A 24,949-nucleotide genomic window follows, 5' to 3' on the forward strand; every position below is an offset into this window, starting at 1 on the left:
CCCGACGGTCCCACCTCGCGATCCAGGAGGTTGTATGCGAGCCACGATTATCCACGCGCCCCGAGACATCCGCGTCGAAGACCGGCCCGACCCCGTGCTGCGGCTGCCCGGGGATGCGGTGGTGCGCGTCACCGCCGCGTGCGTGTGCGGCTCGGACCTGTGGCCATATCGCGGGGTGCGCGCCGTCGAGCACCCGCACGCGATCGGCCACGAGTTCGTGGGCGTCGTCGAGGCGGTCGGGGCGGACGTCGCGACGGTCGCGGTGGGCGATCTCGTCGTGGCCCCGTGGGCGGTCTCGTGCGGCGAGTGCCCGCAGTGCCGCAACGGAGTCCAGGTCGCGTGCGAGCATCGCGCCTCGTGGGGTGGCTCGGACGAGGATGGCTTCCCCGTCGACGCGGGGCAGGGCGAGCGCGTGCGCGTCCCGATGGCGGACGGCACGCTCGTGCCTGTTCCCGGTGTCAGCGACCCAGACGAGCCGCTGCTCAAGAGCCTCCTGACGCTCTCCGACGTCATGGGCACGGGCCACCACGCGGCGCTCGCCGCGCGCGTGGGCCCCGGCCGGAGCGTCGTGGTAGTGGGCGACGGCGCCGTGGGACTGTGCGGCGTGCTCGCCGCGAGGCGTCTGGGAGCCGAGCGCATCATCGCGATGTCGCGGCACGAGGACCGCGCCGAGATCGCGCGGCAGTTCGGCGCGACCGACGTCGTCGCGGAGCGCGGCCAGGCTGCGGCGGAGAAGGTCCGCGAGCTGCTCGGGGGCGTGCTGGCCGATTCCGTTCTTGAGTGCGTCGGGACGTCAGAGTCCATGGACCAGGCGCTCCGCTGCACGCGGCCCGGCGGAAGCCTCGGCTTCGTGGGCGTGCCTGCGGGCGGGGCCGAGCTGCCCATCGGGCTGCTGTTCTCGAAGAACATCTCCGTGGGCGGCGGTGCCGCCTCGACGCGCGCGTATCTGCCGGAGCTGCTGGCGGACGTCCTGTCCGGGGCAATCGAGCCCGGCCTCGTGTTCGATGCCGTCATGCCGCTCGAGGACGCGGCGGAGGCCTATGCGGCAATGGACGAGCGGCGCGCCATCAAGGTCATGCTGCGGCCCGCGAGGGTCGGCTGATGGTCGCTTCGGGGGAGCTCGGTCTTGATCAGGAGTTCGATCCCGGGTTCGAGGCGGCCCTCGAAGCCGCGCGCGAGGGGCTCCGCGAGGGCGGGATCCCGATCGGGGCGGCGCTCGTCCGCGGAGGTGAGGTGATCGCCGTCGGCCATAACGAGCGCGTGCAGCACGGCGACCCGATCGCCCACGGCGAGATGTCCGCGCTCCGGGCGGCGGGCCGGCAGGGGACGTATCGCGACACGGTTCTCTACACGACGCTCGCGCCGTGCGCGATGTGCGCGGGGACCATTATCCAGTTCAAGATCCCGCGCGTGGTCGTGGGGGAGGAGCGGACTTTTCCCGGCGAGCTCGAGCTGCTGAGGTCGCGTGGGGTCGACGTCGTGGTGCTTGACGACGAGCGCTGCGTCCGGCTCATGGAGGACTTTCAGCGGGATTCACCGGAGCTCTGGGCCGAGGACATTGCCGAAACATGACTTGCGGATCCGTCCCCTGAGCTGCTTAGGGTGTGAAAGGCACGTTGCATACCGACCGCACTGGGGACGGAAGTAGTTGCTCGTGCCGCGCGTCGATGGCGGGGCCGTTCAGGCCTCCCGCCGCGCTCGCGCAGGCGCGCCTGGCTTGGGACACACGGATTGAGCCGGGCGCGCCGCCTCCGGGGCTGCGTGGCCGGGGCGCGGACCGCTTGGCGGGCGTTTGCCGCCGGGGCTTGGGGACTTCGGGCGCCCTTGGCCGCACTGGGGCCGCGGGCCCGCCGACCCAATGCGGGGAAGCCGCCCCGGTGCGGACAAGGCGCCCCGATCCTCAAGCGCCGTCGCGGTCCTGTGGCATCGTGGTCCCCGTGAACGCGGCTCGATCTGGATCAGCGGAATATTTTGACGGCTGGTACGCCAACATGCCCGGAAGCACGCGCCGCGACGAACTCAAGCAGCGCCACCTCGGGCTCCCGGCCCCCTCCGGACCCTCGCGGGGTTCGACCGCGTCCGGCGAGTCTTCGCCGTCGCAACCGCGCCCTGAACCAGCCGGGGCGGTTCGACGCTGGGGTGATCGCCGCCGTCGTCCCTACCCGCGGTACTCCGGGTTCGGGTGGTCTTGGCTGCTGAGGTCCCAGTTGAAGGTGACGTTGCCGTACACGGGGATGCCGCCCGCATCCTTGATCCGCCGGGCCGTGTGGAGCATGTTCCAGGCGGCGAAGACCGTATTGCGCGTGGTCCAGTGGTTCTGGGCGCCGCGGTTGTCGTCAAGGTATGACGGACCCGGGCCGGCCTCGCCGTTCCAATACGAGTCGGCCTGCGGGGGGATCGTGAAGCCGATGTGGCTGAGGGCGTACAGGAGTTGGGCCGCGCAGTGTTTCCCGCCGTCCTCGTTGCCGGTCACGATGACGCCCCCGACCTTCCCGTAATAGGACCACTGCCCGGCCGCGTTGAGCTCTCCCGACCAGCCGTACAGCCGCTCGACGAGCTTGCGCGTGACGGAGGACTGGTCGCCGAGCCAGATCGGCGTGGCCATGACGACGATGTCCGCGGGCTCGATGAGGCTCCGGTAGATCTCGGGGAACTCGTCCGTGGCCCAGCCGTGCTCGCGCATGTCCGGGTAGACGCCGGGCGGAATGTCGTGGTCGACGCCGCGCACCACGTCCACCCGCGCGCCCACGCCCTCGAGCACATGCTTGCTCACTGCGAGGAGCCCATCCGTGTGGCTCTGTTCTGGGCTTGGCTTGAGCGTGCCGTTGAGGTAGACCGCGCGGAGGTCCGTGAAGTCGGTGGGATTGGCGGCGATCTCGGCGTCGATGAACTTCTGGACTGACTCCGGCAGCATGGCCGGCTCCTTCCGTCGGGGCCCCTTGGTTCCCCCTGATGCTAGGCGGCGCGGCCGGGTGAGGGGAGGGGCGACGCAGGGCCGAGTGTCAGTGCCCGCGGTAACCCGCCACCGATCTCGGCAGTCGCGGCCTTGAGAGCGGGCACCCGTCAGATCGCCTTTCCCGGATTCAGGATCCCCGCGGGGTCGAACGCCGCCTTGATCGCGTGTTGCAGCGCGAGCGAGGTCTCGCCGAGCTCCTCCGCGACCCACTCGCGCTTGAGCAGCCCGACGCCGTGCTCCCCGGTCAGCGTCCCTCCGAGCCGTTGCGCAAGGTGGAACATCTCGCCCAGCGCGACCTTGGCCGGCCCCTCCGTGATCGACTCGTCGGGGCCGACCACGATCATCGGATGCAGGTTCCCGTCCGCCGCATGCGCGACGCTGAAGATCCGCACGCCCGTGCTCGCCGCGATGTCGTTGAGCCCGGCGAACGCCTCCGCGAGCCGATTGCGCGGCACGGCGATGTCGCCGATCGACACGCGGCCCAGGCGCTCGAGCGCGGGGATGGCATCGCGCCGTGCCTTGACCAGGGCGGCCGCCTCGACGGCTCCGGCCGCCCGGTGGATCGACGTCGCGAAAGGCTCGATGGCCCGCACGATCTCGTCGAGTTCGAGGTGCGCGCCGTACCCATCGGTCTGCGCAAGCAGGAAAGCCCCGCCGAGCTCGCGGTGCCGCGTCCCCTCGGCGCGGTCGACTGCGCCGAGGGTCGGCCCGTCCATGAGCTCGAGGATCGAGGGCTGGATCCGCGCGGCCGTGATGGCCGAGGCGGCCCTTCCGGCGGTCTCGACGTCCGGGAAGTACGCCGCGAGCGTCTCGGTCCGCACCGGGCGCGGCCGCAGTCGAACCGTCGCCTCGACGACAATCCCGAGCGTGCCCTCGGACCCGATGAGCAGCGCCGTGAGGTCGTAGCCGGTGACCCCCTTGATCGTGGACCGCCCGGTCCGGAGCACGCGCCCGTCAGGCAGCACCACCCGCAGCCCGAGCACCGATTCGCGCGTGACGCCATATTTTGCGCACCACATCCCGCCCGCGTTGGTCGCGATGTTGCCCCCGATCGAGCAGATCGCGGTGCTCGCCGGGTCCGGCGCGTAGAACAGCCCGAATTCGGCCGCGGCCGCGTTGACCTCGGCGTTGAGGACGCCGGGCTCCACCACCGCGACCATCTCCACGGGATCGATGCTGAGGATCCGGTTCATCCCGCGCACGTCCACCACGACCTGCCCCGCGTGGGCGCTCGCCCCGCCCGCGAGCCCGGTCCCGGCACCGCGCGGAACCACGGGAACTCCGCGGGCGTGCGCGAGGCGGAGCGCCTCGACGACGTCATCCACGGACTCACAGCGGACGACGGCGTCCGGCGGCGATGCGGGGACGTAGCCCGAGCGGTCGGTCGCCGCGGCCCGGCGCGCCTCGAGATCCGCTGTAGCGCGGGGGTGGGCCGACATGACGGCGGCGGGGGTCGGGGAGGAGCTCGAGTCCGAGGTCATGGGCGAGAGCATAACCGTCCCTCTCGCTTCATGACCGCCCGGAGAAGGCACGACCGCCCCGCACGCCGGACGGTCATGCCTCTCCGGGACGGCTGTGCCGCAGAGGGGACGGCCGGGCCGCGCGACGGACGGCTGTGCAGCGCGGCGCCCCCGCGTGAGAGGCTGGAGACCGATTTCCCTTCGAAAGGACCCCCGTGAATCGCCGGATGAGCCGCGCCGCCGCCCTGGGCCTCGTCGCCGTCGGCCTCATGTCGCTCAACGCGCGCGCTCCGCTCGTGGGCCTCGGCCCCGTGCTCGGTGGGATCCAACACGACACGGGCCTGAGCGCCGCGCTCGCGGGCCTCCTCACGGCCATCCCGGTCTTGTGCTTCGGGCTCGTCACCCCCGCGGCCGCGTGGTTCATCGGCCGGATCGGCATCAACCACGCGGTCGTGTACTTCTTCGGAGGCCTTGCCGCCGGGATCGCCCTCCGCTCGTTCGGCGGCGCGCCCGGCGCGCTCGCGGGCACAATCGTGATCGGCGTCGCGATGACGATCGTCAACGTCGCGACACCGCTGCTCGTGGGGCGCGACTTCCCGCACCGCGCCGCGCTCATGACCGGGCTCACGACGGCGGCCGTCAACGTGGGCACGACCCTCGCCTCGGCGCTCACGGCGCCGCTCGCGGGCATGGTTGGGTGGCAGTGGTCGCTCGTCTCGTGGCTCGGCATCACGGCGGTTGCGGCCGGAACGTGGCTGTTCGTGTTCCCGCCGTCGAAGGACGGCCCCCGCTGGTCCGACGCCGAGTTCCCGGGCCCGATCGCGAGGGCGGCCGCGCGCCGTCGTGCGGAGCTCCGCGCCGCGCAGGGCCAGCCGGGGACGCAGACCGGCTCGCTGCCCGCCGTCCCGGGCGCCAAGCTGAGCCCGGCCAACCGGCGGATGATGCGCTTCTTCACGGTCGCGTTCGCGCTGCACAATCTCGGCTACTACGCGATCACGCTGTGGCTTCCCACGTTCCTCGTCCAGACCCGGGGCATGACGCCGTCCGAGGCCGGCTTCGCGGCGAGCCTCTTCCAGCTCTTCGCGATCGTAGGCCCGCTGCTCATTCCCGCGCTCTCCCGCGTCCTCGGGTGGGGGCCGCAGGCCCTCTTCCTCGTCGTGGCGGTCTGCTGGGTGATCCTGCCCGCCGGGCTCCTGGTCGCAGCCGATCTCTGGCCCCTGTGGGCCGTGCTCGGCGGGGTGGCCCAGGGCGGCACGTTCACGGTCCTCTTCACGGTGGTCATCCAGCGCGCCCGCACGCTCGACGAGAACCGGCGCATGACGGCGTTCATCCAGTCGGTCGGGTACGGCTTCGCCTCGACCGGGCCCATCCTCATGGGCCTCCTGCGCGACGCCGCGGGCGGCTGGACGGCGCCGTTCCTGCTCGTCCTCGGCGCCGTCGTCGTCATGGCCGTGTGCGGCCTCGCGGCGATCCGCACGCACGACGGCGGGCGAGGACCCCGTGAGGGAGCCCCGCCCAGCGTCGATGCCGCAGTGGGCAGGAAGGGCTGAGGCGCGTCACAGGGGGTTGATCTCGGCGAGGCTCTTGCGGGTGGTGAGCGGCCCGATCGCGGCCACCGTGACCGCGACGATGAGCAGCGCGACGGCGACCACGCTGAACATCGAGAGTGCGCCGAAGGCGTCCAGCACGGGGAGCAGGACGAACGGCAGGGCACCGCTCGAGATCCGCGAGAGCGAATACGTCCAGCCGACGGCCGTGGCCCGCAGCGCGGTCGGGAAGATCTCGGCCTGGTAGATGTGGAAGACGTTCGAGAACACGTTGCTGATGAGCGTCGTGAGGAACCCGAACACGACGATGAGAACGTCGGACTGCGAGACGGAGAACGCCACGCCACTCGCCCCGAGGGCCAGGATCGACGCGATGAGCAGGTGCTTGCGCTCGAACTTCGCGATGAGCGGCGTGGACAGGAGCGAGCCGATCGGGTAGCCGAGGAAGGACAGCGCCGTGAAGAGGAGCGAGTTCGTCACGGTGTGCCCGCTCGCCACGAGGACGGTCGCGGCGAGCGTTCCGAACCCGTAGTAGCCGAACGTCTGGAACAGGTGGAAGACCACGAGCATCGCGAGGCGGTTGCGGTAGGGCGCCTTCGCGAGGCGCGCGAGGCTGCGCTTCGCGTCGAGGGCTGCGCCGGCCGGGGCCTCGGGGGCGGACGCCGCCGCCTCAAGCTCGCCCACGCCCACGCCGGATCCCTGCGCGAAGACTTCGAGCGCCGCGACGGCCTCCTGCTTCCGGCCAGCGCTTTCGAGCCAGCGCGGCGACTCCGGGAGGGAGCGGCGGAGGAAGAGGACGACGACGGCGCCCGCGCCTCCGAGGGCGAGGAGCCACCGCCAGCCGGACACGCCGAGGACGGTCGTGCCGTTGAGCCCCAAGGCCAGGAAGCCCACCACCGGGACGGCGACGAACGAGGCCGTGTAGGCCCAGGTGGCGAGGCGGCCACGCTTGTCTTTCGGGAGGACGTCGGAGAGGTACGCGTCCGCGACGGGGTATTCGGCGCCGACGCCGATGCCCGCCATGAACCGGGCGAACACGAGGAACCAGGCGTTCGGGGAGAAGGCCCCCACGATCGACCACACGGAGTACCACGCGAGGTTGAAGAGGAACGCCTTGCGCCGCCCGATGCGGTCCGCGAGGCGGCCGAGGGTGGCCGCACCGAGGAACATTCCGAGGAACGCCGAGGCGAGCAGGAGCTTCAGCTCGAGCCCGGAGAGATGGAAGTCCTTGTCGAGCGCGACGTTCATCGTGCCTGAGAGGAAGACCTCGTACATGTCGAAGAAGAGCCCGAGGCCGACGGCGACGACGACCCTCCAGTGGACCCTGCCCACGGGCAGGCGGTCGAGGGCGAACCCGACGCTGCCCGCCTGCGCGGTAGTGGATGGCACTGACGCCATGGTTTTCTCCTTTGAAGACTGGCCATCGGCCAAGGCCGTCCGGACCCGATGTCCGCCGACCTACAGAGTGGTTATATAACCACGATGTGAAGCCAAGGACGAATATAACCCACGTCACACGAGTTGGGTAGACCCTTTCCCGGAACTGCCCGGATGGCTCCCGCGCGGGCCGACTAGACTCCGCAAGAGGACAGCTTCGACAGTAAAGGGGTCCGCCGTGACCGCATCCGGCCGGGAAGCCTGGGACGACGACGAGGGCGGGACCGAGCCTCCCGCGCGTCGGGACGGGGCCCGAGAGCTCTCGGGCGGCGTCAAGCCGCTGCTCGTCCTGGGGAAGATCCGTGGCATCCTCGACTCCTTCACGCTCTCCCGACCGGCCCTGACGCTTTCGGAGATCCGCGCCGCGACGGGCTACCCCACCTCGACCGTCCAGCGACTCGTCGCGAATCTCGTCGCGGAAGAGTTCCTCGACCGAGAGGGCGACCGGGTGCGGATCGGGGTCAAGTTCGCGTACTGGGCGGCGCCCGCAACGCGCGGTCTCGACGAGCTCGAGATCGTCAAGCCAGTGCTCGAGGGGCTGCGCGACGCGACGGGGGAGACGGTCACCCTGTTCCGCCTCGAGGAGGGCTTCCGCGTGTGCGTCGCCATGGCAGAGACCCGTCACGGCCTGCGCCGCGAGATGCACGTCGGGAAGATCCTCCCGCTCCATGCGGGCTCCGCGGGGCGCGTCATCATGGCGTGGAATCCCGAGGCCGCGGCCACCGCCCTCTCGACGACGCTCGAGCGCCTCACCGAGCACACGATCACTGATCCGGCCAAGCTGCGAGCGGACGTCGACCAGACGCGGCGCGACGGATACGCCATGACGTCCGACGAGCGCGACGAGGGTGCTACGGGACTCGCGGCGCCCGTCTTCGACTCGATGGGGGACCTCATGGGTGCCCTCGGCATCAGTGGGCCGTCGCTGCGCGTCACCCCGGAGAAATGCCGGGCGTGGATCGATCCGCTCGTGGCGGCGGCGGAGCAGGCCACGCGCCTCATCGGCGGCCGGCTCCCGCGCTGACCTCGCGGGCCGCCGGCGGCGGGTGACCGACAAGGCTTGCCCACTTTGTGGGTTGCTGCTCATAATGTAGGAAAGCCTGCGCAAGGGAGCACCATGCACGAAGACCACGAGATCGCCCCGCTCGCCGGAGTCCGCGTACTGGAACTCGGCAACTACATCGCGGCCCCGACCGCCGGGCGACTGCTCGCCGACTTCGGGGCCGAGGTCATCAAGGTCGAGCGGCCGCGCACGGGCGACGAGCTGCGGAACTGGCGCCTCCAGACCGGAACGACGTCGATGCTCTACCGGACGATCAACCGCAACAAGAAGTCGATCGTCCTCGACCTCAGGACCGAGGCCGGCCGCAAACTCGTCCTCGAGCTCGCCCGGCACTGCGACGTCCTGCTCGAGAACTTCCGGCCGGGAACGCTCGAGAAGTGGGGCCTGGGCCCTGACGTCCTCAATGAGGCGAACCCCGAGCTCATCATCACGCGCGTCTCCGCGTTCGGCCAGACCGGGCCACTCTCGCCCCGGCCCGGATTCGCGGCCGTCGCCGAGGCCGTCGGCGGCTTCCGCGAACTCGTGGGCGACCCCGACCGCCCGCCCGTTCGCGTCGGGGTCTCGATCGGCGACTCGATCGCGGGCCTGTACGCGGCGTTCGGCTCGGTCATGGCGCTCTACCAGCGCGAGACGCGCCGCGGCGCTGGCCAACCCGCCGTCGTCCTCGGGGAGCGCATCATCGACGTCGCGCTCAACGAGGCGATGCTCTCGATGATGGAGTCCCTCGTCCCGGACTACGAGGCGTACGGCCTCAAGCGCGAGCGGACGGGTGGGCGCATGGAGGGGATCGCGCCGTCGAACGCGTATGTGTGCAGCGATGGGGCGAGCATCGTCGTCGCCGGCAACGGCGACTCGATCTTCCAGCGCTACATGCGGGTCATCGAGCGGCCGGACCTCGTCGACGATCCCGAGCTCGCGAACAACGACGCGCGGTGGGCGCGGCGCGAGGAGCTCGACGCGGCCATCGGCGCGTGGACCGCGCGCCATACGCAGGCCGAGGCGCTCGGCATCCTCGACGCGGCAGGGGTCCCGAGCGGTCCGATCTACACCGCGGCGGACATCTGCCGCGACGAGCAGTACGCGGCCCGGAACATGATCCAGCGCCTCCCCGTCTCGACGGGCGAGGAGCTGCTCGAGAACGTCGGCTTCCCGGGCATCGTCCCCGTGATCGGCGGCCAGTCGCTCCCGATCCGCAGCCTCGGACCCGACTTGGGGGAACACACGCGCACTGTGCTCGCCGACGTCCTTGGCATGAGCGAGGACCAGATCGACGCGACGATCGCGCAGACCGAAGGAACACCCGCCGAAGGAGTGCTTCTGTGACCTACGATTTCGCCCAGAGGCCCTCCCGCGGCCCCCTCCTGCGGGACGTCACGCTCCGCGATGGGCTCCAGCTCACGGGGAAGCTCCTTCCCACCGACTACAAGATCGGCCTGGCCCGCGATCTCCTGCGCCTCGGCGTGCCCGAGCTCGAGATCGGCTCGATGGCCCGGCCCGACCTCGTCCCGCCCATGGCCAACACGCTCGAGGTCGTCGCGGGCCTCACGCCTGAGGAGCTCGAGCGCTGCTGGATCTGGGTCGCGACGCCGCGGCACGTCGAGAAGGCCATCGCCGCGGGCGCCCGCAACGTCCAGTACTGCTTCTCCGCCTCGGACGCGCACAACCTCGCGAACATCGGGCGGAGCACGGAGGCGAGCCTCGCGGCCATGCCGGACGCGATCGCCCTCGCGAAGGAGGCGGGCGGCCGGATCCAGCTGTGCATCGCGACCTCCTTCACCTGCCCGTTCGAGGGCCCCGTCGATCCGCAGCGGGTCATCGACATCGCGAACGACGCGCGGGCGCACGGCGCGGACGACGTCGTCATCTGCGACACGCTGGGCCAGGCGTTCCCCGGGCAGGTCGCGGACCTCGTCTCCCGGGTCGCCGCGGAGACCCCGGCGCGCCGGATCGTGTTCCACGGCCACGACACGTGGGGGCAGGGGGTCGCGAACTCCCTCGCCGCGGCACAGGCGGGCGCCGCCGTGGTCGACGGCGCGCTGGGCGGCTTGGGCGGATGCCCGTTCGCGCCGGGCGCGAGCGGCAACACCTCGAGCGAGGACCTCCTCTTCGCCACGCGCCCGGGGTGGCTCGACCCCGCGACGTTCGCCGCCGTCGTCGGCCGCTCGGAAGCGCTCCTCGGCGAGCTCGGCGAGCCCAACCGCTCGAAGGCGGCCCAGGGGGCGCGATCGAAGGCGAGCGCGTTCGAATGGGTCATCCCGAGCGAGCTTGAGCCCTCGTGCGAGGGTGCCCTGTGACGCGCGCCCGGATCCTCGTGACCACGCCGATCCCCGAGCCCGGCCCCTCGCTCCTGGCGGCGGCCGCGGACGTGACCGTGCTGGACGCGCCTCCCTCCTACGCGGAGCTCGCGGCGCTGTGCGCGAGCGGCGACTACGACGTGGTCCTGACCCAGCTGAGGGACCGCATCGACGCCGAGCTGCTGGGCCGCGCGAAGGTCAGGGGCGTCTCGAACTTCGCGGTCGGCTACAACAACATCGACGTCGCCGCCGCGACCGAGCGCGGGATCGTGGTGGGCAACACGCCCGGGGTCCTGACCGACGCCACGGCAGACGTCGCGATGCTGCTCATCCTCGGCACGGCCCGCCGGGTCGTCGAGGCGGACCGCATGGTTCGCGAGGGCCGATTCCATGGGTGGGAGCCGGAGCTCCTGCTCGGCGCCGACGTGTCCGGCCGGACGCTCGGCCTCGCCGGATTCGGGCGCATCGCGCGCGCCACGGCCCGCCGTGCGCTCGGCTTCGGGATGGAGGTGCTCTTCGCTCCGCGGCCGCCCGGCGACCGCCCCGTGGAGGACGCCGAGCTCGGCGAGTTCGCGGGAAGGGTACGGAAAGTCGAGTGGGGCGAGCTCGTCGCGTCGAGCGACTTCCTCTCGCTTCACGTGCCGCTCGCCGAGGAGACGCATCACCTCGTGGACGCCCGGGTCCTGGCCCGCATGAAGCCCTCCGCGATCCTCATCAACACGGCTCGCGGCCCGGTGGTCGACGAGGCCGCGCTCGTCGAGGCGCTGCGCGCCGGCACGATCGCGGCCGCGGGCCTGGACGTCTTCGAGGACGAGCCGCTCCTGGCCCCTGGCCTCGCGGAGCTGCCCAACACCGTGCTCCTGCCCCACATCGGCAGCGCCACGGTGCCGGTGCGCGCCGAGATGTCCCGCCTGAGCGCCCTCAATGCGATCGCGATGGCCGCGGGCCAGACCCCCGAGCACGCCGTGAACCCGCAGGCGTGGTCGGAGCCCGTCAGAGGGGCGCGGTCGAGCTCCTGACGATGAGGCGGGAATCGAGGCGCCGGTCCACCACGGGGGCCTCGGGATTGGCGAGCCGCTCGAGGGCCGCGGCGCCCGCCGCCCGCCCGAGTTCGAGCGCGCGCAGGTCCACGGAGGTCAGGTCGATGCCGTGGAGCCGCGAGAGCCGAGAGTTGTCGTAGCCCACGAGCGAGAGGTCGCCCGGGACGGTCAGCCCGCGCTTCCACGCCGCCTCGCGGATGCCGAGGGCGAGCTCGTCGTTGTGGGCAAACACGGCGCTGGGGCGGTTCGGGCCCCTCAGCAGGGACACCGCGGCCTGCTCCGCGGCCGCCTGCGTGTAGTCGTCCGCGAAGATGACCCGCGGCGCGAGGCCGGCGTGGCGCATCGTGGCCTCGTACGCGCGCCACCGCACCTCGTGGCTCTCGTTCCGCGGGCCCGTCACGTGGGCGATCCGCGTGTGCCCGAGCGCCAGGAGGTGCTCCGTCGCGGCCCGCGCCCCGCCCCAATCGTCCGAGTACACGCTGTCGACGCCGTCCACGCGCCGCGCGACGTTCACGAGCGCCACGCTCCGGGCGAGCTCTTGGATCTCCGGATCCGTGTCGACGAGCGTCGCGGCGATGATGATCCCCACGCGCGCCTCGATGAGCGAGCCGACCGAGCTTTCGTCCACTCCGCTCGTGGAGTGGGACACGCTCAGGATGAGCCGGTTCCGGCCCTGGCCGAGGGCCTCGCGCACCCCGCTGAAGATGTCGACGTACACCTCGTTGCGGAGGTCCAGGAGGTAGAGGCCGACGGCGGAGGAGCGCTTGCTCGCCAGATCGGCGGCGACCGCATTGGGCCGGTAGCCCAGACGCTTCGCGGCTTCGAGGATGGCCCGCTTCGTCTCCTCGCTCACCCCGGGGGTGCCCCTGAACGCGAACGAGACGAGGGTCCGGGACACGCCGACTGCGCGTGCCACGTCCTCCTGCGTGACGGGTCGGGGCCGTCCGGTCGCGGCGGGGCGATTCACTCCAACATCGTCGCACGGGCGGGATCCCAGGAAATTTTGTCCGTTTGACCTTACATTTGAATCTTTCGCGCGTTAGTCTTATGTGGAGGCGGGTCACCAAGGGGCCCGCCAGCACGACAAAGGAGTCCTGAATGGCCACCGCATCTGCGCAGAGCGGAACGTCGAGTTCGTCACCGCTCCCGCCCCTCACCAACGGCCCCCACCGCCAGCGGCTCGGCCTCGTCGCCCTCGTCGCGACGTTCGGCGGCCTCCTCTTCGGCTACGACACGGGCGTGATCAACGGCGCGCTGAGCCCGATGTCCACGGAGCTCGGGCTGACCCCGATCACCGAGGGCGTTGTCACCGCCTCCCTCGTCTTCGCGGCCGCGATCGGCGCGATCTTCGGCGGGCGCCTCTCGGACGCCTGGGGCCGCCGCAAGACGATCATCCTGCTCGCCGTCCTGTTCTTCGCCGGCACCGTCGCCGTCGTGGCGACGCCGAACTTCGAGGTCCTCGTCTTCGGCCGCATCCTCCTGGGCCTCGCCGTCGGCGGCGCCTCGACCGTGGTGCCGGTCTTCCTCGCGGAGCTCGCGCCCTTCGAAATCCGCGGCTCGATCGCCGGTCGGAACGAGCTCGCGATCGTGGTCGGCCAGCTCGCCGCGTTCGTGGTCAACGCCATCATCGGCAACGTCTTCGGCAACGTCGGCGGCGTCTGGCGCATCATGTTCGCGATCTGCGCGCTGCCCGCCCTCGCGCTTTTCTTCGGCATGCTGCGCATGCCCGAGTCGCCGCGCTGGCTCGTCGAGAAGGGCCGCCGCCAGGAGGCCCTCGCGGTCCTGCAGACCGTGCGTTCAGTCGACCGGGCGGCCGCCGAGCTCGCCGACGTCGAGCAGATCGCCCAGGAGGAGCGGGAGAGCCACCAGATCGGCTGGCGCGCCATCTTCTCGAACAAGAACCTCTTCCGCATCCTGCTCGTGGCGATCGGCCTCGGCGTGGCCCAGCAGCTCACCGGCATCAACTCGATCATGTACTACGGCCAAACCGTGCTCACCGAGTCGGGCTTCAGCAAGGACGGCGCCCTCATCGCCAACATTGCCCCTGGCGTGATTGCCGTGATCGGCGGCATCATCGCGCTGCGGATGATGGACCGACTCGACCGTCGCAAGACGTTCATCACCGGTCTCTCGCTCACGACGACCTGCCACATCCTCATCGGCATCGCCTCGATGGCCCTGCCGGTGGGCAATCCGGCCCGTCCCTTCGTGATCCTGTTCCTCGTGGTCGCGTTCGTCGGCTCGATGCAGACATTCCTCAACGTCGCCGTCTGGGTCTACCTCTCCGAGATCTTCCCGCTGCACATGCGCGGCTTCGGCATCGGCGTGGCCGTGTTCGCCCTGTGGGTGGTCAACGGCTTCCTCTCGCTGTACTTCCCGTCGATGGTGGCCGCCATGGGGATCACCGGGACGTTCTTCCTGTTCGCGGTGGTTGGCGCCCTGGCCCTGATCTTCGTGATCACCCAAGTGCCGGAGAGCCGTGGCCGCACGCTCGAGGCGCTCGAGGAGGACGTCACGACCGGAGCGATCTACCTCGTCCACAAGAAGCAGGCCGTTTCTTCCTAGGCACAAGCGCCATGCCTTCCTAGGAAGGCACCAGCATGGGCGACGTCGGCACGCTAGGAGTGTGCCGACGTCGCCCATATACTTTGTTAGGACAAAGTATTGCATCGCTTCACTGAAGGCGATATTGTAAAGTTGTCAGGACAAAATCAATCGAAGGAGCTTCCCATGCCCCTGATCCGCATCGATGTCAACGCCGGCCGCACCTCGGATGAGATCACGCGCCTGAGCCGCGCGATCCACGACGCGATCCTCGCCGAGTACCGAATTCCGGAGCGCGACTATTTTCACGTCGTCACGGAGCACGTGCAGGGTCAGATCGTGGCCCAGGATGCGGGTCTCGGCTTCGAGCGCACGGGCGGCGTGGTCATGATCCAGATCTTCACGCAGGGCGGGCGCACGCAGGAGGCCAAGGAGGCGCTCTTTGCGGCGATTGCGGCGAACCTCGCGGATGTGGGCGTGCCCGGCGAGGATGTGTTCATCGGCTACGTCGAGAACGGCGCGGGGGACTGGTCCTTCGGCTTCGGGCGGGCGCAGTATGTCACGGGAGAGCTCGCCGTTCCGGCCCGTTAGGGCCCTCGCCGCGCGCGCACGGCATGTCAGCACAAACCTTTGACAGGACATTAATTCTGTAGCAGAGTTGATCTGTGGCCGCCGCCACAGGCAGCGCAGCCGGCCCGGGATCCCGGGACATCAGCACGAAAGGCACAGCAATCGTGACCTACGACGTTCTCACGATGGGGCGCATCAGCGTCGACATCTACCCCAACGATATCGGCGTCGGCCTCGCGGACGTCACGAGCTTCGGCAAGTACTTGGGCGGCTCGCCGTCCAACGTGGCGGTGGCGGCATCGCGGCACGGGCGCCGCACCGCCGTCGTCACCCGGACGGGCGACGACCCATTCGGCGAGTACCTCCACCGGGAGCTGGCCAAGTTCGGCGTCGACGATCGCTTCGTGACTCCGGTCGCGGGCCTCCAGACGCCGGCGACCTTCTGCGCGATCATGCCCGCCACGCACGAGTTCCCGCTGTACTTCTACGGCCGCCTCCCGACGGCACCGGACCTTCAGATCAAGGCGGAGGAACTCGACACCGAGGCCATCCGCACGGCCCGGATCTTCTGGTCGACGGTGACCGGGCTGTGCCAGGAGCCGAGCCGGTCCGCCCACATCGCGGCGCACGAGGCTCGCCCGCGCGCCGGCCTCGCGGAGGGCCAGTTCACGGTCCTGGACCTCGACTACCGGCCGATGTTCTGGGATTCCGAGGACGCCGCCCGCGAGCAGGTCGCCAAGGTCCTGCCGCACGTGACGGTCGCGATCGGCAACGAGGAGGAGTGCGCGGTCGCGGTCGGGCACGGCACCCCGGACGAGCAGGCGGACCGTCTCCTCGCCGCGGGCGTCGAGATCGCGGTCGTGAAGCTCGGGCCCGAGGGCGTGATGGCGAAGACGCGCACGGAGCGCGTGGTCTCGGCCCCGGTCCCGGTCGAGACGCTCAACGGCCTCGGCGCCGGGGACTCGTTTGGCGGCGCGTTCTGCCACGGCCTGCTCTCGGGCTGGCCGCTCGCCCAGGTCCTGGACTACGCGAACGCCTCGGGCGCGATCGTCGCCTCCCGGCTTTCGTGCGCGGACGCGATGCCGACGCCGGCCGAGGTCACCTCGCTCCTCGCGGAGCGCGGCCGCCTCGTCCCCGAGGCGGTGGCCCAGTGAGCATTTCCTACCCGCCCGCATCGCCGCACGCGGCACCCACCCTTACCGCACCCCAGGCTCTCCCCAAGGGAACGCTCGACGACGACCCCCGCCGCTACGAGCGCCTCACCAGGATCCGGCTCGAGGATCCCGAGGCCATCGCCCGGGCGGCCCGCGAGCGGAAGCCGCACCCCGGCGTCGTCCTCGGCAAGCAGAACTTCATCGTCGCCGCCGACCACCCGGCCCGCGGCGCGCTCGCCGCGCAGGGCCGCCCGGACGCGATGGCCGACCGGCGCGAGCTGCTGGACCGGATCCAGATCGCGCTGGCCAACCCTGCCGTGGACGGGGTCCTCGCGAGCCCTGACATCATGGACGATCTGCTGCTGCTCGGCGCGCTCGAGGGCAAGCTCCTGTTCGGCTCGATGAACCGCGGCGGCCTCGCCGGGTTCGTGAACGAGTTCGACGACCGCTTCACGGGCCACACCGCGGCGGCACTTGAGGCGATCGGCGCGACCGGCGGCAAGATGCTCACACGCATCTGCCTCGGCGACCCGGCGACGGCCCCGTTCCTCGAGGCCACCGCGCGGGCCATCGACTCCCTTGCCGAGCGCAGGCTCGTGGCCATGGTCGAGCCGTTCCTGTCCTCGTGGGTGGACGGCAAGGTCAAGAACGATCTGTCCGCGGACGCGGTCATCAAGTCGGTCGCGATCGCCTCGGGCCTCGGGTCAACGAGCGCGTACACGTGGATGAAGCTGCCGGTGGTCGAGGAGATGGAACGTGTCATGGCCTCGACGACCATGCCGACCGTGCTCCTGGGCGGCGATCCGACCGGGCACCAGGACGAAGTGTTCGCCTCGTGGGGCGCGGCGCTCGCGCTCCCGGGCGTCCAGGGCCTCACCGTGGGCCGGACTCTGCTGTACCCGGCGGACGGGGACGTCGCCGGAGCCGTCGCCGCGGCGGCATCGCTTCTGCACACCCAAGTAATCCCCGCCGGGGCGGGAGCGCACCTCAAGGAGGCCGCACAGTGACCATCAGCTCTGGGACCAAGACCCGCAGGATGACCGTCGCCCAGGTGCTCGTGGAGTTCCTGGGCCGGCAGTACACAGTTGATACCGTGGGCGGCTCTGGTTCTGGCGGAGCCTACCGGGAGCGTCTCATCCCCGGCATGTTCGGGATCTTCGGCCACGGCAACGTCGCGGGCGTGGGCCAGGCCCTCAAGCAGTGGCAGGTCGCGGACCCCACGCTCATGCCGTACTACCAGGGCCGCAACGAGCAGGCCCAGGTGCACCAGGCCGTGGGCTACGCCCGGCACACGCGCCGCCGCCAGACGTTCGCGATCTCGACCTCGATCGGCCCCGGCTCGTCGAACCTGCTCACGGGCGCGGCCCTCGCGACCGCGAACCGGCTCCCGGCGCTCCTGCTGCCCTCGGACACGTTCGCGACGCGCGCCGCCGATCCGGTCCTGCAGCAGCTCGAGCAGCCGCACGGCTACGACATCACCGTCAACGACGCGTTCAGGCCCCTTTCCAAGTACTTCGACCGCGTGAACCGCCCCGAGCAGCTCTTCTCCGCGCTCCTGCACGGCCTGCGCGTGCTCACGGACCCGGCCGAGACCGGCGCCGTGACCATCGCCCTGCCGCAGGATGTCCAGGCCGAGGTCTTCGACGTGCCCGTGGAGTTCCTCGCCGAGCGCGAGTGGCGCATCCGCCGCCCCGAGCCCGAGGCCGAGGACATCGCCCGGGCCGCGGAGGCGATCCGGGCCGCGAAGCGCCCGCTCATCGTGGCCGGCGGAGGCGTCCTGTACGCGTTCGCCCACGACGCGCTGGCCGAGTTCGCCGAGGCCACGGGCATCCCGGTCGGCTGGACCCAGGCCGGCGTCGGCGTCCTGCCGTGGAACCACCCCCAGGCGCTCGGCGCGATCGGCTCGACCGGAACCACGGCGGCCAACGCCCTGGCCCGCGAGGCGGACCTCATCATCGGCATCGGCACGCGCTACGAGGACTTCACCACGGCCTCGCGCACCGCGTTCCAGAACCCGGACGTGCGCTTCGTGAACATCAACGTCGCCGCGATCGACGCCTACAAGCACGGCACCTCGCTGCCGATCGTCGCCGACGCGCGCAAGGCGCTCGTGCAGCTCACGACGGCGCTGGGCGGCTACCGCGTGGGCGCGGACCTCGAGACCGCGGTCGCCTCGGAGAAGGGCCGCTGGGACGCGACGGTCGACGCCGCGTTCGCCCAGGACTACTCCCCGCTCGTCTCCCAGAACGCGATCATCGGCGCGGTCAACCGCGCGATGGACCCGCGCGACGTCGTCATCTGCGCCGCCGGCTCGCTCCCGGGCGACCTGCACAAGATGTGGCGCGTGCGCGACCCGTGGGGCTACCACGTCGAGTACGCGTTCTCCTGCATGGGCTACGAGATCCCCGGCGGCCTCGGCGTCAAGCGCGCCGCGCTCGACGCAACCTCGCAGGCCAGTGAAGAGCAGCGGGAAGCCCAGCGCGACGTCGTCGTCATGGTCGGGGACGGCTCGTACCTCATGATGCACACCGAGCTCGTGACGGCGGTCGCGGAGGGCATCAAGCTCATCGTCGTGCTCATCCAGAACCATGGCTATGCCTCGATCGGCGCGCTCTCCGAGTCCCTCGGCTCGCAGCGCTTCGGCACGAAGTACCGCACCCTGGACCGCGAGCACCACACGTTCGACGACGGCGAGAAGCTCCCGATCGACCTCGCCACGAACGCCGAGAGCCTCGGCGTCACCGTCTACCGGATCGAGCCGGGCCCGGATGCGATCGCCGACCTCGAGGCCGCCGTCGCCAAGGCCAAGGCCGCGCCGGAGGGCTCGGGACCGATCGTGATCCACATCGAGTCCGACCCGCTCATCGACGCCCCGAGCTCCGAGTCGTGGTGGGACGTGCCGGTCTCCGGCGCCTCCGAGCTCGAGTCCACGAAGCAGGCGTTCGCCACCTACGTCGAGCACAAGTCCCGGCAGAGGCCCCTCCTCGGCTGAGCCGCTCGGGTGGGCCCCGCCGTCGTCCGCCCTGGGCCAGCATGCCCGCCCACTAGCCACAATTCCCCTTGCGAAGGAGCAATCATGACTGTCAGGACCATTCCGCATTTCCTCAACGGTGAAGAGACCAATGGCATCGGCGCGCGGACGCAGCCGGTGTTCAACCCGGCCACGGGCGAGCAGTCCGGGGAGCTGCGGCTCGCCGACGTGGCGGACCTCGAGACGGCGGTGTCGAACGCGCGCAAGGCCGCCGAGACCTGGGGCGACATCTCGCTCGCGAAGCGCACCGCGGTGCTGTTCAAGTTCCGCGAGCTCGTCGCGGCACACATCGACGAGCTCGCCGCGCTCATCACGGCCGAGCACGGCAAGGTCCTCTCGGACGCGAAGGGCGAGATCGGGCGCGGCCTGGAGGTCGTGGAGTTCGCGTGCGGGATCCCGCAGCTGCTCAAGGGCGCGTACTCGGACCAGGCCTCGACCGGGATCGACGTGTTCTCCTACCGCCAGCCCCTCGGGGTCGTGGCCGGGATCACCCCGTTCAACTTCCCCGTCATGGTGCCCTTGTGGATGGCCCCGGTGGCGATCGCGACCGGGAACACGTTCATCCTCAAGCCCTCCGAGCGGGACCCCTCTGCCTCGCTGCTGTTGGCCAAGCTCTGGAAGGCCGCAGGCCTGCCGGATGGGGTGTTCCAGGTCCTGCACGGGGGCAAGGAGACCGTGGACGGGCTCCTGCGGCACCCGGACGTGGACGCGATCTCCTTCGTGGGCTCGACCCCGATCGCGAAGTACGTGCACGAGACGGCCACGGCGCACGGCAAGCGCGTCCAGGCCCTCGGCGGGGCGAAGAACCACGCGATCATCCTCCCGGACGCGGACCTGGACAACGCCGCGGACCACCTCGCCGCGGCCGCGTTCGGCTCCGCGGGGGAGCGGTGCATGGCGATTTCGGTCGCCGTCGCGGTCGGTGAGGTCGCCGACGCGCTCGTGGGCAAGGTCGCCGAGCGCGCCGAGGCGGTCAAGGTCGCCGAGGGCACGGACCCGGGCGCGGAGATGGGCCCGGTCATCACCGCGGCGTCGAAGGAGAGGATGAGGTCCATCGTGACCGCGGCGGCCGAGTCCGGGGCGGACCTGGTCGTGGACGGGCGCGAGTTCACCGTCCCCGGCAAGGAGAACGGCTTCTGGTTCGGGCCCACCGTGATCGACAGGGTCGGGACCGAGATGAGCGCTTACACCGAGGAGATCTTCGGCCCGGTCCTGGGGGTGGTGCGGGTCGAGACGGTCGAGGAGGCCATCGAGCTGATCAACTCGAACCCGTACGGCAACGGCACCGCGATCTTCACCTCCTCCGGGTCCAACGCCCGCAAGTTCCACCGCGGCGTGCACGTGGGCATGATCGGGATCAACGTCCCGATCCCGGTCCCGGTCGCGTACCACTCGTTCGGCGGCTGGAAGTCCTCGCTCTTCGGCGACAAGCACATCTACGGTGAAGAAGGCGTCTCCTTCTACACCCGCGGCAAGGTCATCACCCAGCGCTGGCCCGAGCCCACCCACGCCTCCGGCGCCTCCTACAACTTCCCCTCCAACTAGCCCTCATCCCGTTGCGCCGTCACCTCCGCTGGGTGCATACCCTGCGGACGTGACGGCGCAACGGGAGCGACGGCTCGCCAGCCCTAAGGAGCATCATGAGCGATATCGAGAACAAGCTCATCATCGGCACGGCCCCGGACTCGTGGGGGGTATGGTTCGCCGACGATCCGAAGCAGACCCCGTGGGAGCGCTTCCTCGACGAGGTGGCCGAGGCCGGCTACAAGTGGATCGAGCTAGGCCCGTACGGCTACCTCCCGTCCGACCCGTCGCGCCTCGCGGACGAGCTCAAGGCCCGCGACCTGCAGGTCTCGGCGGGCACGGTGTTCACGGCGTTCCACCGCGGTCGCGACCAGTGGGAGGAGGCGTGGGAGCCCGCTCGCCGCGTCGCCGAACTCACGGCCGCGATGGGCGGCGAGCACATCGTCGTCATCCCCGCGATGTGGCGCGACGACGTCACGGGCGAGGCTGTGGAGAACGAGGTCCTCTCGCCCGAGCAGTGGGACTCGCTCTTCACGGGCCACGACGAGCTGGGCCGCCGCCTCGGCGAGCAGTTCGGGCTCAAGCAGCAGTTCCACTCCCACGCGGACTCGCACGTCCTCACCCAGGCGGACATTGTGCGCCTGCTCGAGAACACGGACCCTGAACTCCTCAACCTGTGCCTCGACACGGGCCACGCCGAGTACGGCGGGGCGAGCAGCGTGGACCTCATCCGGAAGTATCCCGAGCGCATCGGGTACCTGCACCTCAAGCAGGTGGATCCGGACGTCCTCGCGAAGGTCCGCGCCGAGAACCTCACGTTCGCGGCCGCGAACGCGGCGGGCGTCATGACCGAGCCGCCGGCCGGCCTCCCGGACCTGCGGGAGGTCATCGAGGCCGTCGAGGCGCTCGACCGCCCGATCTTCGGCATCGTCGAGCAGGACATGTACCCCATCGCGTTTGACGTCCCGCTCCCGATCGCCACGCGTACCCGCAACTACCTCCTCTCGTGCGGCTCCCGCACGCGCGTCTCCTGAAAGGCTCACAACATGGCTGACATCCTGCGCGTCGCCGTCATCGGCGCCGGCCGCATGGGCGCGGACCACATCCAGCGCCTGCACACGCGTATCCACGGCGCCGAGGTGGCCGCCGTCGTCGATATCGACGTCGAGCGCGCCCAGGCCGCGGTCGCGGACATCCCCGGCGCGCGCGCGTTCGCGACGCCCGCCGAGGCATACGAGTCGGGCGACGTCAACGCCGTCCTCATTGCCACTCCCGGTTTCCTGCACGAGGCCGCGCTCCTCGAGGCACTCGCGCTCGACATCCCGATCCTGTGCGAGAAGCCGCTCACGCCGGACGCAGAGTCGGCGTGGCGGATCGTCGAGGCGGAGGTCGCGACGGGTCGCAAGCGCGTCCAGGTGGGCTTCATGCGTCGCTTCGACGCTGAGTACGCCCAGCTCGGCAGCATGATCAGCTCACGGGAGCTCGGCGAGCTGCTCATGCTGCACTGCCGCCACCGCAACCCGGACACCCCTCCCGGCTTCACGAACGAGATGCTCATCAACGACTCGGTCGTGCACGAGTTCGACGTCATCCGCTACCTCACGGGCGAGGAGATCACCTCGGTCCAGGTGCGACTCGGCAAGGCGTCCTCGAAGGCGCCGGGCGGGCAGCACGACCCGCAGCACGTGCTGATCGAGACCGAGTCTGGCGTGCTCGCCGACGTCGAGATCTTCGTCAACGCGCAGTTCGGCTACGAGGTCTCGACTCAGGCGGCGTTCGAGGACGGCATCGTCGACATCGGCGGCGACGGCGGGGCCTACCTGCGGCGTGGCGGCCGGTGGGGCGGCGTGGTCACGCCCAGCTTCATCGAGCGCTTCGGCACGGCGTACGACGTCGAGGTGCAGGCCTGGATCGACGCCGCCCTCCGCGGCGAGATCGGCGGGCCCACGGCGTGGGACGGCTACGCGACGGCAGCATGCTGCGAGGCGGGCGTCGAGGCGCAGAAGAGCGGCGAGAAGGTGGCCGTAGAGCTCCGCGAGAAGCCGGAGCTCTACTCGTGAAAATCGCTCTTGACCCCACCCCGTTCCACAGCACCCACTCGCTGCTCGAGTTCCCGGCTCTCGCGGCCGAACTCGGGTACCAATACCTCCAGCTCACCCCGCACCGGGACATGATCCCGTTCTTCACGCACCCGAAGGCTGACGACGAGCTCGTCCGCCAGTTCCGGAAGGCCTGCGCCGACGCGGGCGTCGAGGTTGCGTCCGTCCTACCCGTGCTGCGCTGGTCCGGTCCGGACGAGGTGGCGCGCGAGGCGGCCGTGCGGTACTGGAAGCGTGCCATCCAGATCACCGTGGACCTCGGCGTGAACCAGATGAACACGGAATTCTCGGGCCGGCCCGAGAAGCCCGAGGAGTCGGAGGCCTGCTTCTACAAGTCCATGGAGGAGCTCCTGCCGATCCTTGAGCGCGAGGGCATCAACGTGGCGATCGACCCGCACCCGGACGACTTCGTCGAGGAGGGCCTCGCGGCGCTGCGCGTCATCCGCGGGCTCAACTCGCCCAACGTCGGCATGGTGTACGTCGCCTCGCACACGTTCCACATGAAGGACGAGCCGCTCGACATCATGCGGGCCGCCGGGGATCGGCTCCGCGTGGTCCACGTCGCGGACACGATGAACCACCACGCCTCGCACGGCCTGCGGTACATCACGAACCCGCCCGGCAACGCGGTGCGTGTGCACCAGCACCTCAAGATCGGCGACGGCGACGTCAACTGGGACGAGTTTTTCGGCGGCCTCGACGAGATCGGCTTCCTGGACCGTGACGACACCGTCATGGTCTCGAGTGTCTTCGCCGAGAACGAGAACGCGCACGAGGTCTCGCGCTACCAGCTCCGCACGATGCGGGAGCGCGTAGCGAAAGCCTCGCCGGGCCGTTAGGCCGGCAGTACGTACCGTTCAGGGGTCAGCTCCCGTGGGTAACGACCCACGGGAGCTGACCCCTGAACGGTTAAGGCGAGTCACGCTACGCGTGCGAGGAGCGCGTCGACGAGTGACTCGGGGCTTGGACCGGCCTGGTCCGTGAAGTTTCCGAGGAAGGCCTGCATGAAGCATGCGCCGAGCAGGAGCGCCGCGGCCGCGGCCGGGTCTGCCTCCGCCGCGAGCCACCCGAGATCCTGCTCCCGTGCGAGATATTGCGTGAGTGCGTCGCGCACGTGCTGCGGCCCCGCGCCCCGCTCGACGAGCGCGTCCTTGTGCGCCGCGAGGAGTGCCGGCTCGGAGAAGGTCGAGGCCGCCATCGGAAACGTCTCGCCGTAGAACTCGATCGCCGTCTGCACGACCTCGAGGAGGTTCACGCGGAGGTTGCCGCGACCCGGACGCTCGGCGAGCTCGGCGAGCAGCGCCGGGAGGTGCCCGGGCGTCCGCTCGCGCAGCACCGCGAGGAAGAGGTCCGTCTTGTCGCGGAAGTGCTTGTAGAGGGCCGCCTCGGAGAACCCGGACTCGCGCGCGATCTCCTTGGTCGTGGCCCTCGCGAGGCCCTTGGTGCGCATCACGTGCTCGGCGGCGTCGAGCATCTTGCCTCGCGTGTCCATCGGCGCCTCCATTTCGAATGGGCCTCCATTGACAGGTGAGTAATTACTCACTCACCATGGTAGCGGACCATCCGGTTAGTAAGTGCTCACCAACAGGGAGGACAAGACATGAAGATCACCGTGTTCGGCGCGACCGGCGGTACCGGGCTCGAAGTCGTCCGGCAGGCGGCTGCGGCGGGTCATGACGTGACCGCCGTCGTGCGGGATCCGGCGCGCCTCGCCCCGGTGCCGGGCGTCGCCGTCGTCCGCGCCGACGTCATGGATCCGGCGAGCATCGCGCCAGCGCTCGCTGACGCCGGCGCCGTCGTATCAGCGCTTGGCAACCGAGAGATCCGCCGGCCGAGCACGGTGTGCTCGGGCGGCGTCGCGAGCATCATCGCGGCGATGAAGGGCGCGGGTGTCCGCCGGCTCGCCGTCGTGAGCGCGAGCGGCATGGTCACGGACGACGTCGACGACCTCCTCACGCGGTACGTCGCCAAGCCGATTCTTCAGCGGATCCTCGCGTACAACTTCGCGGACTTGAAGCGTATGGAGGAGATCGTCCGGGAGTCCGGCCTCGACTGGACGATCGTCCGGCCGTCCCGCCTCCTCGACGCTCCGCGTGGGGCGTACCGCGTGCAGATCGGGAGGAACCTTCCGCGCGGCTACAGCACGCGCCGCTCTGACCTCGCCGACTACATCCTCAAGAGCCTGGACGACGGCGCGGCCGTGCGCGAGGCGGTCTCCGTCGCCGTATGA

The 24,949-nt window shown here is 70.5% G+C and carries 22 protein-coding genes; 17 read left to right on the plus strand and 5 right to left on the minus strand.

The annotated features are described in order from the left end of the window. Nucleotides 1-34 precede the first annotated feature (34 nt). Both ACOKR1_RS05480 and ACOKR1_RS05485 read left to right on the plus strand, forming a co-directional pair. Nucleotides 35-1,102, plus strand: coding sequence for a zinc-dependent alcohol dehydrogenase family protein (locus ACOKR1_RS05480; RefSeq protein WP_422935707.1), 1,068 nt, complete (start codon nt 35-37; stop codon nt 1,100-1,102). Next, complete coding sequence (locus tag ACOKR1_RS05485; RefSeq protein ID WP_422935708.1) at nt 1,102-1,572, plus strand: nucleoside deaminase; 471 nt, start codon at nt 1,102-1,104, stop codon at nt 1,570-1,572. Before ACOKR1_RS05480 ends, ACOKR1_RS05485 begins: the two co-directional genes overlap by 1 nt. A gap of 586 nt (nt 1,573-2,158) precedes the next feature. Here the strand turns inward: ACOKR1_RS05485 and ACOKR1_RS05490 are convergent. Continuing rightward, complete coding sequence (locus ACOKR1_RS05490) at nt 2,159-2,914, minus strand: flavodoxin family protein (protein WP_422935709.1); 756 nt, start codon at nt 2,912-2,914, stop codon at nt 2,159-2,161. 149 nt (nt 2,915-3,063) lie between these two features. Next, the gene (locus tag ACOKR1_RS05495; protein WP_422935710.1) at nt 3,064-4,437 is read right to left on the minus strand and encodes an FAD-binding oxidoreductase; all 1,374 of its coding nucleotides are present in this window, start codon (nt 4,435-4,437) and stop codon (nt 3,064-3,066) included. Between the two features lie 206 nt (nt 4,438-4,643). Here ACOKR1_RS05495 and ACOKR1_RS05500 point away from each other — a divergent pair, with 206 nt between their 5' ends. Further along, the gene (locus tag ACOKR1_RS05500; RefSeq protein ID WP_422935711.1) at nt 4,644-5,966 is read left to right on the plus strand and encodes a CynX/NimT family MFS transporter; all 1,323 of its coding nucleotides are present in this window, start codon (nt 4,644-4,646) and stop codon (nt 5,964-5,966) included. A gap of 6 nt (nt 5,967-5,972) precedes the next feature. On the opposite strand, the gene ACOKR1_RS05505 is transcribed toward ACOKR1_RS05500, so the two are convergent. Then, nucleotides 5,973-7,361 (minus strand): MFS transporter, encoded by a 1,389-nt coding sequence (locus ACOKR1_RS05505; protein WP_422935712.1) that lies wholly within the window; start codon nt 7,359-7,361, stop codon nt 5,973-5,975. Between the two features lie 217 nt (nt 7,362-7,578). Here ACOKR1_RS05505 and ACOKR1_RS05510 point away from each other — a divergent pair, with 217 nt between their 5' ends. From ACOKR1_RS05510 to ACOKR1_RS05525, 4 genes are all read left to right on the plus strand, one after another. Further along, a complete protein-coding gene (locus ACOKR1_RS05510; protein WP_422935713.1) occupies nt 7,579-8,424 on the plus strand; it encodes an IclR family transcriptional regulator in 846 nt (281 codons plus the stop codon). Nucleotides 8,425-8,517: 93 nt separating this feature from the next. Continuing rightward, complete coding sequence (locus tag ACOKR1_RS05515) at nt 8,518-9,786, plus strand: CaiB/BaiF CoA transferase family protein (protein ID WP_422935714.1); 1,269 nt, start codon at nt 8,518-8,520, stop codon at nt 9,784-9,786. Next, the gene (locus ACOKR1_RS05520; protein WP_422935715.1) at nt 9,783-10,757 is read left to right on the plus strand and encodes a hydroxymethylglutaryl-CoA lyase; all 975 of its coding nucleotides are present in this window, start codon (nt 9,783-9,785) and stop codon (nt 10,755-10,757) included. Before ACOKR1_RS05515 ends, ACOKR1_RS05520 begins: the two co-directional genes overlap by 4 nt. Then, complete coding sequence (locus tag ACOKR1_RS05525) at nt 10,754-11,776, plus strand: 2-hydroxyacid dehydrogenase (protein ID WP_422935716.1); 1,023 nt, start codon at nt 10,754-10,756, stop codon at nt 11,774-11,776. Before ACOKR1_RS05520 ends, ACOKR1_RS05525 begins: the two co-directional genes overlap by 4 nt. Here ACOKR1_RS05525 and ACOKR1_RS05530 read toward each other — a convergent pair. Next, nucleotides 11,751-12,713 carry a LacI family DNA-binding transcriptional regulator gene (locus tag ACOKR1_RS05530; protein ID WP_422935717.1) on the minus strand — a complete coding sequence of 321 codons (963 nt, stop codon included), beginning with the start codon at nt 12,711-12,713 and terminating at the stop codon, nt 11,751-11,753. The two genes, ACOKR1_RS05525 and ACOKR1_RS05530, sit on opposite strands and share 26 nt — an antisense overlap. Before the next feature lie 182 nt (nt 12,714-12,895). On the opposite strand from ACOKR1_RS05530, the gene ACOKR1_RS05535 reads away from it, so the two are divergent. From ACOKR1_RS05535 to ACOKR1_RS05575, 9 genes are all read left to right on the plus strand, one after another. Next, on the plus strand, nt 12,896-14,362 hold the full coding sequence (locus tag ACOKR1_RS05535) for a sugar porter family MFS transporter (RefSeq protein WP_422935718.1): 1,467 nt from the start codon (nt 12,896-12,898) through the stop codon (nt 14,360-14,362). Between the two features lie 165 nt (nt 14,363-14,527). Beyond that, on the plus strand, nt 14,528-14,932 hold the full coding sequence (locus tag ACOKR1_RS05540) for a tautomerase family protein (RefSeq protein WP_422935719.1): 405 nt from the start codon (nt 14,528-14,530) through the stop codon (nt 14,930-14,932). Between the two features lie 143 nt (nt 14,933-15,075). Next, entirely contained in the window at nt 15,076-16,065 is a 990-nt protein-coding gene (iolC, locus tag ACOKR1_RS05545) for a 5-dehydro-2-deoxygluconokinase (protein ID WP_422935720.1), read from the plus strand. 113 nt (nt 16,066-16,178) lie between these two features. Further along, nucleotides 16,179-17,072 carry a Cgl0159 family (beta/alpha)8-fold protein gene (locus tag ACOKR1_RS05550; RefSeq protein ID WP_422936561.1) on the plus strand — a complete coding sequence of 298 codons (894 nt, stop codon included), beginning with the start codon at nt 16,179-16,181 and terminating at the stop codon, nt 17,070-17,072. Between the two features lie 29 nt (nt 17,073-17,101). After that, entirely contained in the window at nt 17,102-19,057 is a 1,956-nt protein-coding gene (iolD, locus tag ACOKR1_RS05555) for a 3D-(3,5/4)-trihydroxycyclohexane-1,2-dione acylhydrolase (decyclizing) (protein WP_422936562.1), read from the plus strand. Nucleotides 19,058-19,141: 84 nt separating this feature from the next. Then, nucleotides 19,142-20,641, plus strand: coding sequence for a CoA-acylating methylmalonate-semialdehyde dehydrogenase (locus ACOKR1_RS05560; RefSeq protein WP_422935721.1), 1,500 nt, complete (start codon nt 19,142-19,144; stop codon nt 20,639-20,641). Between the two features lie 95 nt (nt 20,642-20,736). Then, nucleotides 20,737-21,654, plus strand: a complete 918-nt coding sequence (locus tag ACOKR1_RS05565; RefSeq protein ID WP_422935722.1) for a sugar phosphate isomerase/epimerase family protein — start codon at nt 20,737-20,739, stop codon at nt 21,652-21,654. Nucleotides 21,655-21,666: 12 nt separating this feature from the next. Then, a complete protein-coding gene (locus tag ACOKR1_RS05570) occupies nt 21,667-22,680 on the plus strand; it encodes a Gfo/Idh/MocA family protein (RefSeq protein ID WP_422935723.1) in 1,014 nt (337 codons plus the stop codon). Next, nucleotides 22,677-23,558, plus strand: coding sequence for a sugar phosphate isomerase/epimerase family protein (locus ACOKR1_RS05575; protein WP_422935724.1), 882 nt, complete (start codon nt 22,677-22,679; stop codon nt 23,556-23,558). Before ACOKR1_RS05570 ends, ACOKR1_RS05575 begins: the two co-directional genes overlap by 4 nt. An 80-nt stretch (nt 23,559-23,638) precedes the next feature. On the opposite strand, the gene ACOKR1_RS05580 is transcribed toward ACOKR1_RS05575, so the two are convergent. Further along, nucleotides 23,639-24,211: a TetR/AcrR family transcriptional regulator gene (locus tag ACOKR1_RS05580; protein WP_422935725.1), complete on the minus strand. Its 573-nt coding sequence runs from the start codon at nt 24,209-24,211 to the stop codon at nt 23,639-23,641. A 108-nt stretch (nt 24,212-24,319) separates the two neighbouring features. Here ACOKR1_RS05580 and ACOKR1_RS05585 point away from each other — a divergent pair, with 108 nt between their 5' ends. Then, entirely contained in the window at nt 24,320-24,949 is a 630-nt protein-coding gene (locus ACOKR1_RS05585) for an NAD(P)-dependent oxidoreductase (RefSeq protein WP_422935726.1), read from the plus strand.

This window comes from Sinomonas sp. P47F7 (genome assembly GCF_049332655.1).
In the GTDB taxonomy this organism is placed as follows: Bacteria; Actinomycetota; Actinomycetes; order Actinomycetales; family Micrococcaceae; genus Sinomonas.